Source organism: Pedobacter sp. Bi27 (assembly GCF_918698255.1).
Taxonomy (GTDB): domain Bacteria; phylum Bacteroidota; class Bacteroidia; order Sphingobacteriales; family Sphingobacteriaceae; genus Pedobacter.
This window is the reverse complement of sequence record NZ_CAKKMW010000006.1, coordinates 60,801-78,675: the sequence shown is the minus strand read 5'-3', so window position 1 is coordinate 78,675 and position 17,875 is coordinate 60,801. Positions and strand designations below refer to the sequence as shown.

Below are 17,875 nucleotides of genomic sequence, written 5' to 3'. Positions count from 1 at the left end.
GCTACTAGCGAGTGCATTAAGATTGCTTCGTGCCTCGCAATGACGATTTATTGAGAGTTACCCCACCTTCAACACCCAAACCGATACACTTCCGGCATTGCAGTGAAATTCTGCCCAACCATTTTCATCAATGACTACTTCCTGCTGGCGATAGCCTAACGCATCAACAAAGGTTTTTCCGGCAAAATGTTTACCGATTTCCATTTCTTTATAACCTTCTTCTCCTGTGCTTAATAATACCGCCAAGCCACTATTTTCATGTTCCTCATCACCTGCACGGGTCCATCCTACGCAAATGCCGTGGTCAAAATAATCGCGTTGCTCACCGTAGGCTAAGGCTGTACGTATTTTACTCATGGTTTCTACTGCAGGAATTGCCACTAACTCCACATGCACCTCGTCACCTTCTTTGTCCTTATCATCATAAATTCCTCCATAAAGATCAGGGAAGAACAAACAGGGAATCCCCTGTATACGCAACAGGATGATGGCATAAGCCAAAGGTCTGAACCAAAAATCGACATAAGATTCCAGTGCCTGCAAAGGTTGCGAATCATGATTATCAACAAATGTTACGGCCAGATCTGGCTTTACCTGAACCAGGGTTCCATCAAAAATCGTCCGCATATCAAAGTCCTCTTCCTTACTCGCCAGGAAAAAATTATGGTGCAAAAGTGAGTCAAATATTTGCGTCCGGCCACCTGTAATTTCAATATATTTTAATTGTCCTTCTCTATCCACCACATTCCAATCTTCGGCAACAATAAAAAATTCGCGGTTAAATTTTTGGTTCAGGTGATCGATCCACTCTACAATAAAATCCGGATTGATGTGTTTAACGGCATCCAAGCGAAAACCATCTACTTTGGTGGTTTCAACTATCCATTCGCCCCAATATTTTAATTCTTCAATTACTGCCCTGTTGCGGTAATCGATATCGTTAAACATCAGATAATCATAATTGCCCAATTCGGTAGAAGGGACCTCTTCAAAACCTTCTCCCAAATAATTCTGGATCGAATAAATCGCCGTTTTTTGGAGGTCTTCGGCCCAGTCTACCCCACTAAAACACTCATGATTCCATATAAATTCAGAATATTTACCCTGTCGCGCTGGGAAAGTAAACTTCGTCCAGGCTTCTATTTCGAAAACATCGCTGGTAAATTCGTTTCTATCTTCTGGATTTACAGTTCTAACGGGTATTTTTTCGAGTTCATCGCCCCCAGCTTTATGGTTAAAAACCGCATCGGCCAAGACTCCAATTCCATTATCGTGCAGGGCTTCAATTGCTTTGATATATTCATCTTTGGAGCCATGTTTGGTATTCACACTTCCTTTCTGATCGAACTCGCCCAAATCGAAAAGGTCGTAAACCGCATAACCAACATCGTAAGCCGCATTGTTTGATTTATAAGCTGGTGGCAACCAAACAGACGTTATACCAATTTCTTTTAAATGACCCGCTTCGGCAGCTACTTTAGTCCACAAATTTTGTTCTTCATTATAATACCAATGGAAAAATTGGATCAGGGTCTGGTTTTGCATTAATTCGATTTTTTGTATGGATAACATGATTCTTTACGAATTGTTTTTTGGGTTTACAGCCCCTACAAGCTTTTCCCGCTGATTTCGCTGATACCCGCAGAAAAACAAATAATAAGAGCCTGTTTAAAATTAAATAAAATTTATTTCGTGTGTCAGTCTGAGCGTAGTCGAAGACCATTTCAACGCTTTAATAAAGCACTTCGACTATGCCATCATTGACACTATTCTACAATCATTATTATCAGAATTTTAACCGCTTTTGCATTTCCGCCCAACTAGGCCGTAGCACCATATCTCCGTTCTGCTTAAATCCGGCCTAACAAATTTTTCGGGCTCTACTGACCAAGCCCTATTACTAGCTTTGAAAGAAAAATTTTCAGCCGGCATTTTTTGTTTCTTTTTGATGCCAAAAAGAAAGAGCCCTTCGGCGGCGGTGAGCCGAGTCAAGACTTGTGGCAAGGAAAAAAGCCCACTCATATTGATTTTATACGATAAATTACCCCTCAGTGTGACTGACTGCCTATACCATTTTACCCACATTTTACTTACTTTTGCCATCAAATGAGTCTAAAAAAGAAATTTGCCAGAGAAAGTTTTACCATCATGAACGAATTGGTATTACCAAACGATACCAATACCTTAAACAACTTAATGGGTGGGCGTTTGCTCCATTGGATGGATATTGCAGCGGCAATTTCGGCTCAAAAACACTGTAACCGTATTGTAGTAACAGCTTCGGTTGATAACGTTTCTTTTAAACAACCCATTAAATTAGGTGATGTAATTACCATTGAGGCCAAAGTAACCAGGGCCTTTAATACTTCAGTAGAAGTTCGTTTAGATGTTTGGGCAGAGAATATTCCAAGTGGTGCACGCCAAAAAAGTAATGAGGCGTATTATACTTTTGTTGCGGTAGATCAGAGTGCCCGTACCATCCCTGTGCCAGAATTAATACCAGAAACACCCGAAGAAATTGACTTATTTGACAGCGCTTTACGCCGCAGGCAATTGCGTTTGGTTTTAGGTGGAAAAATGAACCCTGATGATGCCAGCGAACTAAAAGCACTTTTCTTTAAAGCGTAATTTTTACATTAAATTTCTTTCTGCTTAGCATGATTGTTTTATTTTAGCGGCTTACCTTACGCTGAAAAATATGACAACTTATACCATTCTTATTATTTTAAGCGGATTAGTAATTTTCTCTTATCTGTTTGATTTAGTGGCAAGTAAAACCAAAATACCATCGGTTTTATTGCTACTTCTTCTAGGTATTGGTTTACGCCTGCTGGTCGATAACCTTAAAATACAAACCTTCAATTTCCTCTCCATCCTGCCCACATTGGGTACTGTAGGCTTAATTTTAATTGTTTTTGAGGGTTCGCTCGAGCTTAAATACGACCGGCATAAAAACAAGGTTATACGCAGTGCTTTTTTCTCTGCTTTAACCATTTTAATGGGAACTATCGTAGTAATCACCAGTATTATTTACCAGATCACCCATCACGATTTATATACCTGTATTGCAAACGCCATTCCCTTTAGTGTAATCAGCTCGGCTATTGCCATCCCTTCCGCAGCGGCATTAAACAATATCGATAAAGAATTTGTAATTTATGAATCCTCTTTCTCTGATATTTTGGGGATTATCATCTTCAATTTTGCCATTACCAACCATTCGATCAATACATCTGCTTTTATTGGCTTAGGTTTAAGTACCTTCCTCATCATTTTACTATCGGCCATTGCCTGTGTGGTGTTGTTGTACGTAATGGGCCGATTGGTACACCACATTAAATTCTTCTTAATTATAGCCATACTGATACTGGTGTATGCCATTGGTCAGTCTTACCACCTATCCTCTCTGGTGTTGATTTTAAGCACAGGCCTATTTCTGAACAATGCCGATACCATTGAGAATGCATGGTTTAGAAGTGTTTTTTTATACAAAAATTTAACAGCCGATTTATCCCAGCTTTATCAACTATCAGCAGAGAGCGCTTTTATTCTGCGCACTTTTTTCTTCGTTATTTTTGGTTTTACCATGAATATTGGCGACCTGAACAACAAAATTGTACTGGCCAACGGCTTTTTCATTTTAATATCGATTTACATCATCAGAGTGGTATTCCTTAAAATATTCAAAAAAGAAAACCTCAGTCCGATTTTATACATTGCACCCCGCGGCTTAATTAGCATTTTGCTTTATTTCAACCTGCCAGCTTCCTTAAAAATAGCCGAGGTGGGTACGCCATTCCTGTTCCTGGTTGTACTGGGATCGAGTATTGTAATGACACTGGGGATAACCTTAAGTAAGAGAAATAGTGTGGTTCAGTAGTTCATTGGTTCATTTGGTTAATTGTATAAACTGGTTAATTGAGACCTGATCATTGGTTCATAGCCAGTTCCGTCATCGATAGCTATCGGATGCGACGCTAGAATTGAGCAAGCCAGCCTGTCCACAACTTTTCCTTTTGTGTAGACACATCTTTCGGTTTAGTTTTTTATACGTTTTGCTAGCTTGCTTTAATAAATTACAGGCTTTACCGAAGAACGCCGTCAATCCCAAGGGCCAGGAGAATCAAAAAAACAGTTGCAGAATAGCCCAAATGGCACTACCAAACCTAAAACGCAGTGGTTTTGTGTTCATAAACGAGAATTTAAAACTTTAATAAGTATTGAACACAAAACGAAGTGCCGCTGTTTTTTTGATGTGTGTAGGATTGTGCAAAAAGCCCATTGCTGGATTGACAAAGCGCTTTGGGTACTTTGGCGCTCCAAAGTACCATGCCCCCGCGGCATAGAGCGGAAAAATGAATATTTGTGTTTAGAGTTATTAATAATCTGTTAATCCACTCCAAACGCCCAACCCCTAAGGTTTAAACGAAGATGAAATGCTTTTTAGCTGGTTCAGCTCGGCCAGCACATTTGGATTGGCCTGGTAGTAAATGGAATAATAACTGAGTTCGTTTAACTTATTTCTATCTATTTTATTAAAGTTAAAACGTGCCAGATTCGGATTAATGGCATGAATAGGCAGTGCAACAGCATTTGCCATTGCGGTAAAAACCACAGAGAATGCAGTTGCTGCCGCGTCTTCCCTCAGACCCGGCTCTTCCTTGCCCCATTTATCAACCATTTTACCAGCTGTATTCATTTTATACTCTTCCGCCCGATCTTCACCTATTTTAATAAAGCTCATTCCTTCATAGCCCTTTTTAATCGTCCTGATCTGCACGGTTTTAATTTCATTAATCGGAACCTTAATAAATTCGCCATCATGATTTAGGATCGCATTTGCCGAATCAACTTTATATAAAATCCCTTTGTATTTGCCATTTTCGGTTTTAAGAATGGCGATGTAAGGTTTTATGCTTTGAGCCATTGCTAAGCTTAGGGAAAAGAAAAAGAGGAGTGTAAAATAGATGGTTTTCATGTTGAGGTATTAAGAGACAGTTAAATTTAATACAATATTTTAATATTTAACATTCTGTCACGGTGAGCGGAGTCGAAATGCTTTTAATACATTCCAATGGAGGCTTGGACTATGCTACCAATAATGTTGTTTTTAATAAGCTTTGTGTGTACCGTATGAACTTCCACCCAGCTAAGCCAAAGCACTGTATCTTCGTTCCACTAAATCCGGCCTAACAAATTTTTCGGGCTGCACTGTTCTGGCCTAACAACTGGCTTCAAAAGAAAACGGCGAAGCCCTCATGAATGCAACTAAAAGTTACAAACAACAAATGAATAAATTTTCAACCGGTGTTTTTTGTTTTTTCATGGGCTTTTATGTTTTCAATGGCATTCAAGCTAGCTACGCTGGTCTTTTTGACACAAAAAAGAAAGAGCCCTTCGGCGGCGGTGAGCCGAGGCAAGACCGTGGGGTATGGCAAAGAAATTAATTATACTTCACTCACATTGATTTTTTATACAATAAGTTAACCCTCAGGATGACAATTTATCAAATAAACCAACTTCACTGATTAATGAGTAACGGGTTAATTATTTAAATCGGTTAACTGAATTCGAACTCGCAAATCGACTAAAGACTACCGACTCTAGACTTTGGACTAAGCTCCCATTTCTAGAATCTTATCAAATTCTTCCGCTTTTAATGGCATTACCGATAAACGACCTTGTCTAACCAATGAAATATCAACCAAACTGGGTTCTGCTTTGATCTGCTCTAAAGAAACCGGATTTTTCAGGCTTTCTACAGGTGATAAATCAACCACTACCCAGTTGGCATCATCGGTAGTTGGATCCTGATAAAACTCCCTTACTACTTTTGCAATCCCCACCACATTTTTACCTTCGTTACTATGATAAAAAAGCACTAAATCTCCTTCCTGCATCGCTTTTAGGTTATTTCTGGCCTGATAATTACGAACACCATCCCAAAAGGTACGGCCATCCTGATTAAATTTTTCCCAACTGTATTTAAAAGGCTCTGATTTTACTAACCAATGGTTCATGCTAATTGTATTATTTCGATTATTTTATCCTCAAAACTAAGAAAAGGGAATGGATTAGGAAATAGGTTGGAGAGAATGAGTTTTCAATTATCAAAAATTGATTAGTTTTTCGAAAATATCATTTCAATGAAAATCAATATCTTGTGGACATAAATTAACAATCACAAAATAACAGAAATGGCAGATTACACTTTACCATATTTCGGAATTTTACGGACAGAAAACTTCGAAGAATATTATGATGTTGATATTGAATTAAATGGAAATGAAATTCAAATAGACCTTAATTTTGATCACAAAACCATTAACACATTAATACTAGACAAAGTAAAAAATTTCATTGAAAAACTTGAAGAATTTGACAAGTTGAATAAGACATATATTCTCAATGACTATAATGACGAAGATGGCGACACAGTAAAATTTTACTTAGAACACCATCTTGAGGAAGTTGATAAAGAAGAACTTACAAAACTTGTAAACTTTGACGACACGATAATAGAACCTGAACAGCAACTTTTGTCAAAATTGAAATTAGTTAGAGTTGGACTTTATCCCGATAGTGAAAATAACTTCGCGGTTTTTGACTATTCAATTGGAAAAGATATAACAGATCAGTTGTAGTTGTAAATACTGATGAAAACGGGCAACTGGAATATTTAACAATGGAAAGCTAAATACCTATTGCCTCCATCCATTACTAGCGCAAGTCTTAGCGTTTAAGCAAGTGGACTGGATGACTTCTGCTTAGCAGAGATTAAATTGACTGATTTATCTAGCACAAGTCAGATCTATACTCTGGCTAGAGGCACTAAGACTTTTGCTAAATGTGGACTTAATTAGCTAGAGCACAAGCACAGCTCTAGCAGAAGTGATTAGTTGATTTGATGTAATCCAACTTTAGTGGAAGATTACTCGCTATTGTTTACATTATCTGAATCTGAACTCATTATATTATTAGCTATCGTTTGAAAAGATGAAACTGGAGGATTTCTTCGTAAGATATCAGTGTAACTTTTATTAAATGTTTTGAGAAATTTTCTGAGCAACCCCAATCTACTCCCATTATGGGAAAAGGCGACTATTGGAAGGAATTCTTCTATTTCTATTAATACTCCTTCAATATCGCCCAAGGTACTATAACCATTATTTTTAAGTTCCTTAATCAAAACCGGAGGAATGGTCTCTTGAACAGGTAGTGTATTAAAAGTCGGATGAGTATTCAAGTAGTCCAGTAAGATATGGGATTTTGCTATAGACATTTCCATTTCCCAAACATTACCAGGTCCTTCATATTTTGGGACAAGTGATTCAAAAGAAGTATTTTCAAATAGGTCAGTTAATACACGGTCAGAATTTAAAATGTAAATCATCTGATCAGTATTTTCGTTAAAGTTTTCCAAGTAATGTAAATGTTGGGTGCCGTCTTTTCTGATCCAATCTCCTTTTGTGGTATCATTGGTCAGGAAGATGATATCTTTTTTTTTGTTTTTAGAGTAAAGCATCATTTCATGGAAAACAATGTAATCTCCCGTAGGATCCTCTTTACCTTTTTCTGCGCAACCAGGGAACACATTCATCGAGTAGTTTTCTGTGGCGTTGTCTCTATCTGGAGAATATCCTTTCTTCAGCTTATCGTAATCTTCTTTGATTTTGATGATAAGAGTAGGGTCAAAAGGATCAACAACCTGCAACCTTGCGACGATATCTAAGAATTTATCTTCTAAAACTAATTTATTTGCAATTCCTTTTTTATCTTCAATTTCCTTACAGATTTTTTCGTTGAGTTCCTTAATCCCTTTTTCGATTTTACTTAACTCTTTCTGAATGGCGCTATAATCCTCCAGTTTCTTTTTGTTCTCGTTTTGAAAGTGTTGGAACTTATTTATTACATTCGATTGGAAATCCCTTGGCAGCTGTTCGGTGACTGCAGTCTGAAATGAATGAATGATTTTTTCGCGGTTCTTTATAAATTCGAATTGTACCTGGGCACTCAATACAATTCTAGCTTTGTATTTCTCAAAAAATTGCATTATCTTCTCCCTAGCTGAAAAAGAAACTTCATAGTAGTTTAATAACACATTCGTATCTACAAATATAGGTAGATCATCAGCTAAAGTTTGTGCCTTTTCTTGACCTGCTTTATATTCGTCCAGTACTTTTTTATAGACTTTGAGGTTATTGATTCCTTGTTTGGATAAATAGGATACCGTCAATTCAATTTTATCTTTTAGTCTAACCATGTGATTGCGCTAATTAGCCCTTGCAATATAGGGAAGTTCATTTGAAGAATTCAAATTTTGCATTTATCCACTAGATATTTTGGTAAGTTTTAAGCATATATCACTAAGACAAGTTATTCAAGGTGTTCTTGAACCTTGATTTTAAAAGCAGTTGAATGATGGAATTAAAATCAGGTGGTTATTTCTCTAAAATCCATACAATTCTGTATTTTTATTTTTAAAATTAAGCTTTCAATCCTTGATATATTCAAAAAATGACTTCCAAAATCTTGATGACAATGCTCACAGCATCGCAGTCAGTAGATACTTGACCAAGATTTTACGAGGAGAGACTAAAAAGCTACTCCCGCATGAATGCGAATTTATTTGCTCTTTTTTAAACCATCTTTATTTAGATAAGGATGTCACCAAGCCAGCTCATGACGTATATCAATTTGATTTTCTAGGTGAAGCACTATTTAAAAGGCTAGTGCTTGTTTATTTAGATAATCTCGACTTCCTAAAGCCCGTTTCCATTGGCCATAGAGATTTAACTGTCGAGGAAATTTTAAGGGACAGACTAAAATTTAATGAATTACTTGCAAACTGGGATATAAAGCTACGTACAGTTTCTAGTAACATCTACCTACATGAAGTCAGAATTGAATATCATAGAAAATTGAAAATTCTTAGCGATCAATTTAAACAACTCTATTTCGGACGCAGGTTGTATGAACGTCGAATATTAGAGCAAAAAGTAGCGGCTTTTTACAAATACTTTATAACAAAGTCCTTTTTCAAGAACAATAAACAAAACTGGGTACAGGTTGATGAAATGGGAAAAAGTTTTGTAATAAATCCATACAGCTATGTACACATTATTTCCAGACATTATATGCCAAAATTTAATAGTATGGAACTTGGCAAAAGCTTTAATAACGAATTAAGTTGCATAGATCCATTTAATTTACCTAATACCTTAAGAGATCTAATTGTGGACTATTTTAACCATGCGCCAGCAAAATTTGTTTTGGATAAGGAATACATGATTTTCAGCCAAGATGCCGATTATTATATGGTTTGGTGGAAACAGAAACAACTTAATGAGTTAAACCAGCAAATTGGCTATGAAATAAGAACACTGTATAAAATTGACCAACAAAGGGACCACACTAAAATAAACCATTCTCTATTCTATGAAGCAAATAATCGTATTAAATACTTCTACTAATGATTAATTGATCCATCTATTTTCAAATTGAAAATAAAAGATTCCTATAGCATAGCTGATTTTTCTAAATTTGATCCTGAAACCTTAGGAACAACCAAAGAAGCTTTATTTGAAAGTTTATATCATTCATTTAAAAATAAATTAAAATAACATGGGCAGGACAAGAAAGGTAGAATTTACACACGGCGATGTATACAAAGATGTAGATTTTGGTACTTATGCTTTAATGATGTACTATGCTAAACAATTAAATTCAACGAAAGCCGAAATTTTTTTTAATGCTACCATATCTGAATGGAATTATAGGGTTGAACATGATTTGCCTGAAGGGGATTTAGATGCAATTGACGATTTGGAAGTACATTTTATCCCTAAAGAGATACGCGAGACTATTATTTTTATAGATAATGAACTTATACCAGCACTTAATAATGAAACTTTGAATCTAATTGAAAAATATGGTGGTAGAGATAATTTTTATAAACTTTTCTATACTAATCCTGGTTATTTAATTGCATTGGGATTAAATGATGATGAATTTTATTTTGATATACCAAGCTCAATTGTTGCTTTTTTAGGTCGTTTAAAAGTTGTATTAGAACTTGCTTTAAATGCCAATACGCCTTACGAAGTTTTTATTCATTAAATCCCGCACGTGTACAGTATTAAACCCTCGGAGGCTTACACGACCATGTGTGTAATATATTACAACAATTCACTACTTTTATCAAAGAGCTCGTAATTCCAGCGGTCCATTACTAGCGCAAGTCTTAGCGTCTATGCTAGTGGGTTGGATGACTTGTGCTTAGCAGAGATTTAATTGACGGATTTTTAACACAAGTCGGGCCTATACTTGACCCAGGCGCGCTAAGACTTACGCTGGATGCGTATATTTAGGAGCGATGCTTGTGCTAGTGCGAGTTTTTAACTCGTACTAATATAAATTCTAAAATTTAGAAAGTCGCAATCCCAAACTTTCATAATTTTCGAGGCATAATATATTCACAACAAAAGCAGTTGATGCAGGTTTATAACAGAAGATTACCATTTGAAGTATAGTAGTGCAATAGATTTTTCTGGAGAAAAGGGCTTATTAGAAATTGATTTAATTTGGATACGAGCTTCAAGCTCGCACCAGCTTGGGCGCTAAGACTTGCGCTAGATGTGTATATTTAGGAGCGATGCACCATTTTTAGAACAACCGAACCCTGACAAATGAAAATAGATGAGGAATTAAGGCATAGAATTGGACTTTCACTCAATGAAGCAACATTACTTGGAGTTGAATTTGACAGAGAGAAAAACTTGGTAGCCTGTTCATTTTCATTGGTTGCTATCGCCAAGGACGGCAATGTTCCCCAAGACAACCGAGTCTTGTTTATCTTTAAATCGATTGGACGATTTGCAGCTTCATACCGAAACGGACATTGGGACAACAAAACAGCAGAAGTTGAAAAATTTGAGCCAGAAAAAATTTCAGAAATAGTTCAATGTTTTGAAGAACTTTCAATTTACGGATGGGACTTTATCAACTGTGGCGACAATGATTTTGACACTTGGAAAGATAGGCTAAGTTTTGATTATTCATCAGGAAATGAAAGTGGCTTAACAAACACAATTGACCTGTTCCAAGAAGGAGGTAACAGGCATATAGACATAAGAATTTGGTTTGACGAATTTGAAATCTTAACTCCAACTCATCAAGCTGTAGAATTAGAAAATTTTTTAGCGAACGGAAAACGTGGTTGGGACGCCGTTTATGCAAACAATGATAAAATAGGCAATTTTGGAATAATACCTTCTACAACTGACAACAAACAAAAGCTAAAAGAAACAACAACAGGAGTGATAGGGAATAGCGAAACCAAAAATTGGTGGACTGAAATAACAGATAAGTTCAAACGACGAAATGAAAAAGGAACTTGAACAATTTAAACAACAGAAGCAAGAGACGATTGACGAGAATAAGCCTTGGTGGAAGTTTTGGCAGTGACAAAAATCATAATATTAAATGGAATTCCTGAAAAAGATATTTTCAACAAAGATAAAAGATAACGATATGCCGTTACCAGAACGGTATCCTGAAAATTCTATTGGAGATTTTTATGTAGAGAACCAGGTTTGTATTACTTGTGGTGCACCTGAAGCAGAAGCACCAGACTTAATAGAACATTCTAAACTTGAATATGGACATTGCTACTTTAAGAAACAACCTACTACTGCTGACGAATTAGACCGAGCAATTAATGCAATGCAAGTGTCTTGTATTGCAGGTATTAGATATGGCGGTAAAGATAAAGGATTACTTAAGAGACTTTATGATTTAGGTTTAGAAGCAGAATGTGATTATAAACTGGAGGATTTAGAATGACTCCATTACTAGCGCAAGTCTTAGTGTCCTGGCAAGCGGGCCGGATGACTTGTGCTTTAATTAATAAGGATGTTACTAGGATTTTACAATAGCGCATGCAAATAATTTGCAGTATCGATAAGTCCATTCCTACGCAGGCTTTCCAGCACTTGATATTCATCCATTGCAGGATTCTTCCGGTTCAGTACCATCTCGCGGAAAGCCTTAATTGCCTGCTCCTGATTCAGATCGATAATATCGGTAAGAAAATCATCGGCACTTTTGGCCTTTAGACCGAAAGTGTCCAGATATTCCTCTGGAAAATCCTTGAGGTTATTAGTAACGATCACATTTGCGTTCGTTTTAATTGCAGCCGCAAGCACATGACGGTCATCCTCATCCGGTAGCTGAAGCTGCGAAATAAGACCTTCATAATTACCCACCAAAGCATCCGGGAAAGCCTGGTTTGCCTTTTGCACCCGCTTTTCAGCTTCGCTCTCTTCCACGCCATGCCTGAGCATCACTTCTTTCCACTCACAGAAAATATTAGTACCCCACTTTGGCGTATAAAGATCATAATGCGCAAACCAGAAAAGCAGGTCTCTGATCACAACTGGATAGATGACATTGGTATCCAGTACTGCCTTAAACCTTACACTATGAATCATACAATCCGAGTTCCTCATCAGCGCCCATGATGTCGATAATATTGTTCTTCTGCTGCACTTTCATTTTTTCCCTGTAAGCCACAACATCCTCGAATTTTATCCTCCGGTGCTTACCCACCTTGATAAACTCAATAGCTCCCTCTTCTAGTAATTTTACTAAATATGGTCTTGAACATCCCAATATCTCGGCTGCCTTTTGGGTAGTTACCTCTGTTGCCACCGGAACTATAGAAACAGGCTTACCTTCACCCATAGCCTTTAAAATATCGCCAAGAAATACCAAAGCCCTGGCAGGTATCTTAATTCGGTCGCCCGTCTCCTCAATCTCAATCTCAGTCTGTTCAGAATGGATGTTGGAGAGTATCGATGATAAAGCTGGTAAAGATTCTATGGCCATCTTCTGCTCTGCTTTGGAAGGACGGCGTGTTTGATCAGTTGAAATCATGCTGCAATTTTCTACGAAGTTAAACAAAAAAACAAACGAAATAAACGAAATAAATAAAATAAACAAAAAACTAACAAACCAAATAGACCAATAGTTTGAAAGAAGAAATACATACTAACAGTTACGAACCCAAAAACTGTAAAAACTTAAGAATACAAAAACAGGGAGAAATGAAATTTAACTATAGCAAAGAACAACTAATAGTGGTTTGCAAAGTCTGAACTACCAACTGCAAAGTCTGAACTATCGACCGCGAAGTCTGAACTATCAACTGCAAGTATAGAACTGCGAACTGAAAGTATAGAACTATAAACTGCAAGTTCAAAACTATCAACTGCAAGTACAGAACTATGAACTGCAAGGTCTGAACTATCGCCTGCAAGGTCTGAACTACCGACTGCAAAGCCTGAACTGTCGACTGCAAGGTCTGAACTACCGACTGCAAAGCCTGAACTATCAACTGCGCCATCTGAACTACCGACTGCAAAGCCTGAACTATCGACTGCAACATCTGAACTATCAACTGCAAGTACAGAACTACTAGCTGCAAGTATGGAACTGCCTCCATTTACGCGTTATTATTCGAAAAGATTTCGTTAATTATTTTATTGTATTTATCTTAGTGGTGCAGATTAATAAATAACATATTTTTTCACCTAGCTAAGAGAGATCAATTTTCACAATTAAATTTTAAAAATATTCCTGGACGAGCGTTTTAGAAACGCATTTTCTAATTTCTCTGAAAAGAGTTATTTGTTAGTCTGCAGCGTCCAGGAACTTTAATTTTAATGTTATGCAGACTAACAATTGTAAAAACCCAAACACACAGCTCCCAGATCAGGTAGCAGCTGTAACAGCATTCCGGAAACTGATTGAAGCCTATTTCGATATGATTGGTTTATCTGATGTGAATCAATTCCTTACTGAAATGCTTAGCGCAGCTATCGGGCCCGATCCGCGCTCTGGCAAGCACAAACCCATTACCATTGCCAACGCCCTTTATGATGTAAACAATATCATCAGCCTGCTTACCAAAACAAAACTTTTGGCCAATGAAGAAACCTTTCAACATTATGCCATAAACCTGGGTTATAACCTACAAGCTGTTGGCCAATTTGATGTAGAGCATCTATCTGAACTATTATATGTTGGATTAAATGCCTATATCTTTCAGGAGGATGATTTTGAAGGCGCAACCTTAAAATTTTCTGCCGAAATTACTGCTGCCTATAAAATGATTTATGATTGGCTGTCAGACTGCGATGCCTGGTGTAATGCTGTTGAGTGTTATGAATATAATGAAACTATCGGTTTAGCAGCTACACTATAAACGTAAAAAGTTTAATTGGCCATTTACCTTATACAGCTATGAGGGAAAACTCCCCTCCTGATTTAGGAGAGGTGCCCAAAGGGGCGGGGTGGTTACACCATTGCTAGCCCAAGCCCTATGTTATTAAGTTAGGGTTTTTAACCACAGATGTACACAGATAAACACGGATTTTTATATCTGTGTGCATCTTTTTTATCTGTGGTTAAACTATGTTCATTACCAGCGCATGTCTTAGCGCCTACGCTAGTGGGCTGGATGGCTTGTGCTTAGCAGAGATTTAATTGATGGTTTAAAACACAAGTCAAGCCTATACTTTGCCCAGGGGGCGCTAAGACTTGTACGAGATAAGTTTAATACACATTTCAAATCAAACAAAACCCTATTCCCCACGCGTTAACACCTCATCTATCATTCCAAATTCCTTTGCTTCAATGGCGGTCATCCAATAATCGCGACTGGCAATTTCATTTATTCGCTCATAACTTTGTCCGCTATGTTTCGCCAAAATATGGTACAGATCCGACTGGACTTTTAACACCTCTCTGATCCTGATATCCATATCAATGGCGGTTCCCTCTGCCCCACCCGAAGTTTGATGAATCATCACCCTCGAGTGCTGCAGGGCCGAACGTTTACCGGCAGCTCCCGCGCACAACAATACCGAACCCATAGAAAGTGCAATGCCAGTACAAATGGTGGCCACATCAGGCGCGATATACTGCATGGTATCATAAATACCAAAGCCAGCATACACCGATCCACCAGGCGAATTGATATACAATTGGATGTCGCTTTTGGTATCAACCGACTGCAAAAAAAGCAATTGTGCCTGTATCACATTTGCATTCCGCTCATCAACGGCTTCCCCTAAAAAAATAATCCGGTCCATCATTAACCGTGAAAAAACATCCATCTGTGCCACATTCAGCTGGCGCTCTTCGGTAATATAGGGCGTCATGGCAACAGGCATGGCATGAGCAGCTGTTCTGCCCATATACTGATCTACATAAAGGCCGTTTAAGCCCTGGTGTTTTACCGCATAAAGGCGGAATTCTTTGTTGATATCCATCATATTGATTTTAAATTTTAGGCATAACAATGCCCCTACCCCGATAATAGGGCATGATTGATAAATTAAATTGATTGTTTATTTGCTGAACAAACGCATTACCTTTTGCCTGAAGCTTTGGTGCGCATCGGTATTAAACAACGTTTGGTGTATGTTTTCGATTTCATTTTTCAGCTGCTTCCGGCCGTAATTACGCACCATTTGATAGGTTTTGTCTTGCCAGTAAACCTGCTGCTTGAGATCAGGCTGTAGGATCATTTTGGCTTCGAGCAGGAAACTTTCTCCATCCTTATCGTCCGACAGCAGGTAATGCTCTATCAAACGGAGCTCATTCAACGATGTCTTCATATTTTAAGGATTTTGCTTTAACTGTTTCTTTTACTTTTTCGAGGCATTTAAATTTCTGAGCGGTTGCAGAACGTGCACCCGAAAAGCCAAAGCGCTGTGCGAGTGTTTCCATATCCAGTTTTTCGTAATAAAAAGCACTGAGCAACCGCATACATTTCTGCCCGGCCTGCTCCAGTAAATGCATCAGTTTCCCCGAAGAAACTTCCTCATATCCGATATCTGCCAAATCGATCTCTTCATTAAGAATAAGGTCAAGCTGATTAAAGGAAACATTCTTGTCGCTTTCTTTATAACGTTTGATCCATAAATATTTGGCAATCCCAAATAAATAGGCTTTCTCCTGATACTTCAGCCTCAGCCCCGAAACCTGTACTTTCTCGTAGTACACCACCAGCGCATCCTGAAAAATATCTTTCGCCTCCTCAAATGATCCTCCCATCTTACTTACGTGCCTTGCCACCAAAGGAAAAGCTTCTTTGTAGAGTTTCATAAAAAGTGCTTCGCGCTGGCTGGGCTGCCCTTTAGTGGCTGTTGCTATCATGATTACTATGCTTTATACAGTATGTGGCTATTTTTGAACAGATATCACCTAAAATTAACAATTATTTTTTTTGGGCCTTAAGTCTATCTTGAAAACTCACATAGTAAAAATTGTTTGGAGCCTCATGCCAGCTTACTTCGAAAAAACACAATCTTTACCGAAGCACGCCAGTCAATCCCAATCTTAATATTAAATCCTACTGTGTGGACAATTCTCTTTTAAGGAAAGTTTAGGCGTTATGCTAGCTTGCTTTGAAATAACTCAACCCTCACCGAAGCACGCCCGTCAATCCCAAGAGCCGGGGAAATCAAAAAAACAGGTGCAGTTCAGGTAAATTGGCACTAACAAACCTGAAACGCAGTGGTTTTGTGTTCATAGCGATGATTTAATTTTAAAAAATATTGAACACAAAACGAAGTGCCGCTGTTTTTTTGATGCGCATAGGATTGTGCAAAAGGCTCATTGCTGGATTGACGAAGCGCTTTGGGTACTTTGGCGCTCCAAAGTACCATGCCCCGCGGCATAGAGCGGAAGAAGAATCCACCCTGTACCACATTAATCAATTCCCATCTTAAGCCTTCAACTTACCCGGCGTAACTGCAAATTTCTTTCTGAAAGCATTGCTGAAGTGCTGTACAGATGAATAACCAAGCATAAATGCCACCGATTTTATGGATAGCCCCTCAAGCAGCAGCTCTTTTGCATGGTTAAGCCTGTAATCACTCAAATAACCGAATATGCTGTTATCAAACAGTCCTTTAAAGCCCTGTTTAAGTTTAAATTCGTTAATACCACATACTTTAGCCAGTTCTGCAACCGATGGCGGCTGGTGGATATTGGCAATAAGGTAATCCCTTGCCTGATAAAGACAATCCCTATCGTAGGCAGAATGTAAAACTGCAGGCTGTTTTTGGCTAATGGAACGTTCAAAAGCTTCGGCCTGGAGTACCAGCAGTTCAATGCATTTCGATTCGATAAACATACGTTTCAGGCCCTCGGGGTAACCACAATCGAGAATTTCGCGGATGCAGTGCTGCATGGCCCATGAAATAGGAAGGTTTTGTTCAGCCAGTTCCGTATAGCGACCGGTATCGGCATAATCTGCCAAAACCTGCAATGCTTTGGTGGAATGTTCTGCCAGTTGCAAAAACTTCTCCTTAGCAAAATGTACCTCAAAAAAACAGTAGTTATGGCGGGTGTCATATTCGCCTGTACCATCAAGTTCAGGCATGTAAATAATATTCTGCTGGTTGGAATTAAAGATGTACTGTTTGTTATTTACCCGGTTAAAGATAGTGCCATTGCCGGAGAGCGTAAAACGCAGTTTAACCATATCCGGGACATCGTAAGTGGGCCTGAAATACATCTGTTGCTGTTTAAACCTGATATCGCCATACACGATGTAAATACCGGGGATATTGATCTGTACCAATTCGGCATCGCTAAACGAAAAACTGTATTTCTCCTTTCTTTCTGTTACCAATCCTCCCCGGGCAGGAAGATCACCAAAGCTGCCTCCTACCTTTTTCCAGGCGCCATAATCCTTACCAACATTGATTCCCATAAAGGCAATTATCACAAAAAAAGCCGAACTACAGTAATGGCGTTATCCACAATTCGGTTTTTTGTAAAAGAAAATCCTTTTGATGTA

Annotated in this window: 19 protein-coding genes; 9 read left to right on the top strand and 10 right to left on the bottom strand. The window is 38.1% G+C overall.

Annotated features, from left to right (window positions below):
• Positions 1–57: 57 nt before the first annotated feature.
• Positions 58–1,545 carry an alpha-amylase gene (locus LQ227_RS19575; protein ID WP_230150642.1) on the bottom strand — a complete coding sequence of 496 codons (1,488 nt, stop codon included), beginning with the start codon at positions 1,543–1,545 and terminating at the stop codon, positions 58–60.
• 561 nt (positions 1,546–2,106) lie between these two features.
• Between LQ227_RS19575 and LQ227_RS19570 the strand changes: the two genes are divergently transcribed.
• Together LQ227_RS19570 and LQ227_RS19565 are read left to right on the top strand one after the other, a co-directional pair.
• Complete coding sequence (locus tag LQ227_RS19570; RefSeq protein WP_230150641.1) at positions 2,107–2,628, top strand: acyl-CoA thioesterase; 522 nt, start codon at positions 2,107–2,109, stop codon at positions 2,626–2,628.
• Positions 2,629–2,698: 70 nt separating this feature from the next.
• Positions 2,699–3,880 (top strand): cation:proton antiporter, encoded by a 1,182-nt coding sequence (locus LQ227_RS19565; protein ID WP_230150639.1) that lies wholly within the window; start codon positions 2,699–2,701, stop codon positions 3,878–3,880.
• Positions 3,881–4,414: 534 nt separating this feature from the next.
• On the opposite strand, the gene LQ227_RS19560 is transcribed toward LQ227_RS19565, so the two are convergent.
• A complete protein-coding gene (locus tag LQ227_RS19560) occupies positions 4,415–4,978 on the bottom strand; it encodes a hypothetical protein (RefSeq protein ID WP_230150637.1) in 564 nt (187 codons plus the stop codon).
• 280 nt (positions 4,979–5,258) lie between these two features.
• Here LQ227_RS19560 and LQ227_RS19555 point away from each other — a divergent pair, with 280 nt between their 5' ends.
• The gene (locus LQ227_RS19555) at positions 5,259–5,447 is read left to right on the top strand and encodes a hypothetical protein (RefSeq protein WP_230150635.1); all 189 of its coding nucleotides are present in this window, start codon (positions 5,259–5,261) and stop codon (positions 5,445–5,447) included.
• Positions 5,448–5,615: 168 nt separating this feature from the next.
• Here LQ227_RS19555 and LQ227_RS19550 read toward each other — a convergent pair whose 3' ends face one another.
• Positions 5,616–6,020 carry an EVE domain-containing protein gene (locus LQ227_RS19550; protein WP_029275089.1) on the bottom strand — a complete coding sequence of 135 codons (405 nt, stop codon included), beginning with the start codon at positions 6,018–6,020 and terminating at the stop codon, positions 5,616–5,618.
• Positions 6,021–6,197: 177 nt separating this feature from the next.
• Between LQ227_RS19550 and LQ227_RS19545 the strand changes: the two genes are divergently transcribed.
• A complete protein-coding gene (locus LQ227_RS19545; protein WP_230150633.1) occupies positions 6,198–6,644 on the top strand; it encodes a DUF2004 domain-containing protein in 447 nt (148 codons plus the stop codon).
• A 287-nt stretch (positions 6,645–6,931) separates the two neighbouring features.
• Here the strand turns inward: LQ227_RS19545 and LQ227_RS19540 are convergent, their stop codons facing one another.
• Positions 6,932–8,263: a PIN-like domain-containing protein gene (locus LQ227_RS19540; RefSeq protein WP_230150631.1), complete on the bottom strand. Its 1,332-nt coding sequence runs from the start codon at positions 8,261–8,263 to the stop codon at positions 6,932–6,934.
• A 238-nt stretch (positions 8,264–8,501) separates the two neighbouring features.
• On the opposite strand from LQ227_RS19540, the gene LQ227_RS19535 reads away from it, so the two are divergent.
• The 4 genes from LQ227_RS19535 to LQ227_RS19520 all read left to right on the top strand — a co-directional run bounded on the left by LQ227_RS19535 (position 8,502) and on the right by LQ227_RS19520 (position 11,844).
• On the top strand, positions 8,502–9,473 hold the full coding sequence (locus tag LQ227_RS19535; RefSeq protein ID WP_230150629.1) for a hypothetical protein: 972 nt from the start codon (positions 8,502–8,504) through the stop codon (positions 9,471–9,473).
• Between the two features lie 151 nt (positions 9,474–9,624).
• Complete coding sequence (locus LQ227_RS19530) at positions 9,625–10,119, top strand: hypothetical protein (protein WP_230150627.1); 495 nt, start codon at positions 9,625–9,627, stop codon at positions 10,117–10,119.
• Positions 10,120–10,688: 569 nt separating this feature from the next.
• A complete protein-coding gene (locus LQ227_RS19525; RefSeq protein ID WP_230150625.1) occupies positions 10,689–11,399 on the top strand; it encodes a hypothetical protein in 711 nt (236 codons plus the stop codon).
• A gap of 85 nt (positions 11,400–11,484) precedes the next feature.
• Entirely contained in the window at positions 11,485–11,844 is a 360-nt protein-coding gene (locus tag LQ227_RS19520; RefSeq protein ID WP_230144871.1) for a ferredoxin, read from the top strand.
• A gap of 83 nt (positions 11,845–11,927) precedes the next feature.
• Here the strand turns inward: LQ227_RS19520 and LQ227_RS19515 are convergent, their stop codons facing one another.
• Positions 11,928–12,491 (bottom strand): PIN domain-containing protein, encoded by a 564-nt coding sequence (locus tag LQ227_RS19515; protein WP_230144870.1) that lies wholly within the window; start codon positions 12,489–12,491, stop codon positions 11,928–11,930.
• Positions 12,481–12,888: a helix-turn-helix domain-containing protein gene (locus LQ227_RS19510; protein ID WP_230146663.1), complete on the bottom strand. Its 408-nt coding sequence runs from the start codon at positions 12,886–12,888 to the stop codon at positions 12,481–12,483. The genes LQ227_RS19515 and LQ227_RS19510 overlap by 11 nt, the downstream gene beginning before the upstream one ends.
• 841 nt (positions 12,889–13,729) lie before the next feature.
• Here LQ227_RS19510 and LQ227_RS19505 point away from each other — a divergent pair.
• On the top strand, positions 13,730–14,266 hold the full coding sequence (locus LQ227_RS19505; protein ID WP_230144868.1) for a hypothetical protein: 537 nt from the start codon (positions 13,730–13,732) through the stop codon (positions 14,264–14,266).
• Between the two features lie 379 nt (positions 14,267–14,645).
• On the opposite strand, the gene LQ227_RS19500 is transcribed toward LQ227_RS19505, so the two are convergent.
• The 4 genes from LQ227_RS19500 to LQ227_RS19485 form a co-directional block, all read right to left on the bottom strand.
• On the bottom strand, positions 14,646–15,335 hold the full coding sequence (locus LQ227_RS19500) for an ATP-dependent Clp protease proteolytic subunit (RefSeq protein ID WP_230145369.1): 690 nt from the start codon (positions 15,333–15,335) through the stop codon (positions 14,646–14,648).
• 78 nt (positions 15,336–15,413) lie between these two features.
• Positions 15,414–15,683, bottom strand: coding sequence for a hypothetical protein (locus LQ227_RS19495; protein WP_230150623.1), 270 nt, complete (start codon positions 15,681–15,683; stop codon positions 15,414–15,416).
• Positions 15,664–16,224 (bottom strand): RNA polymerase sigma factor, encoded by a 561-nt coding sequence (locus LQ227_RS19490; RefSeq protein WP_230144866.1) that lies wholly within the window; start codon positions 16,222–16,224, stop codon positions 15,664–15,666. The genes LQ227_RS19495 and LQ227_RS19490 overlap by 20 nt, the downstream gene beginning before the upstream one ends.
• Before the next feature lie 571 nt (positions 16,225–16,795).
• Positions 16,796–17,788, bottom strand: a complete 993-nt coding sequence (locus LQ227_RS19485; protein WP_230144865.1) for an AraC family transcriptional regulator — start codon at positions 17,786–17,788, stop codon at positions 16,796–16,798.
• Positions 17,789–17,875 lie beyond the last annotated feature (87 nt).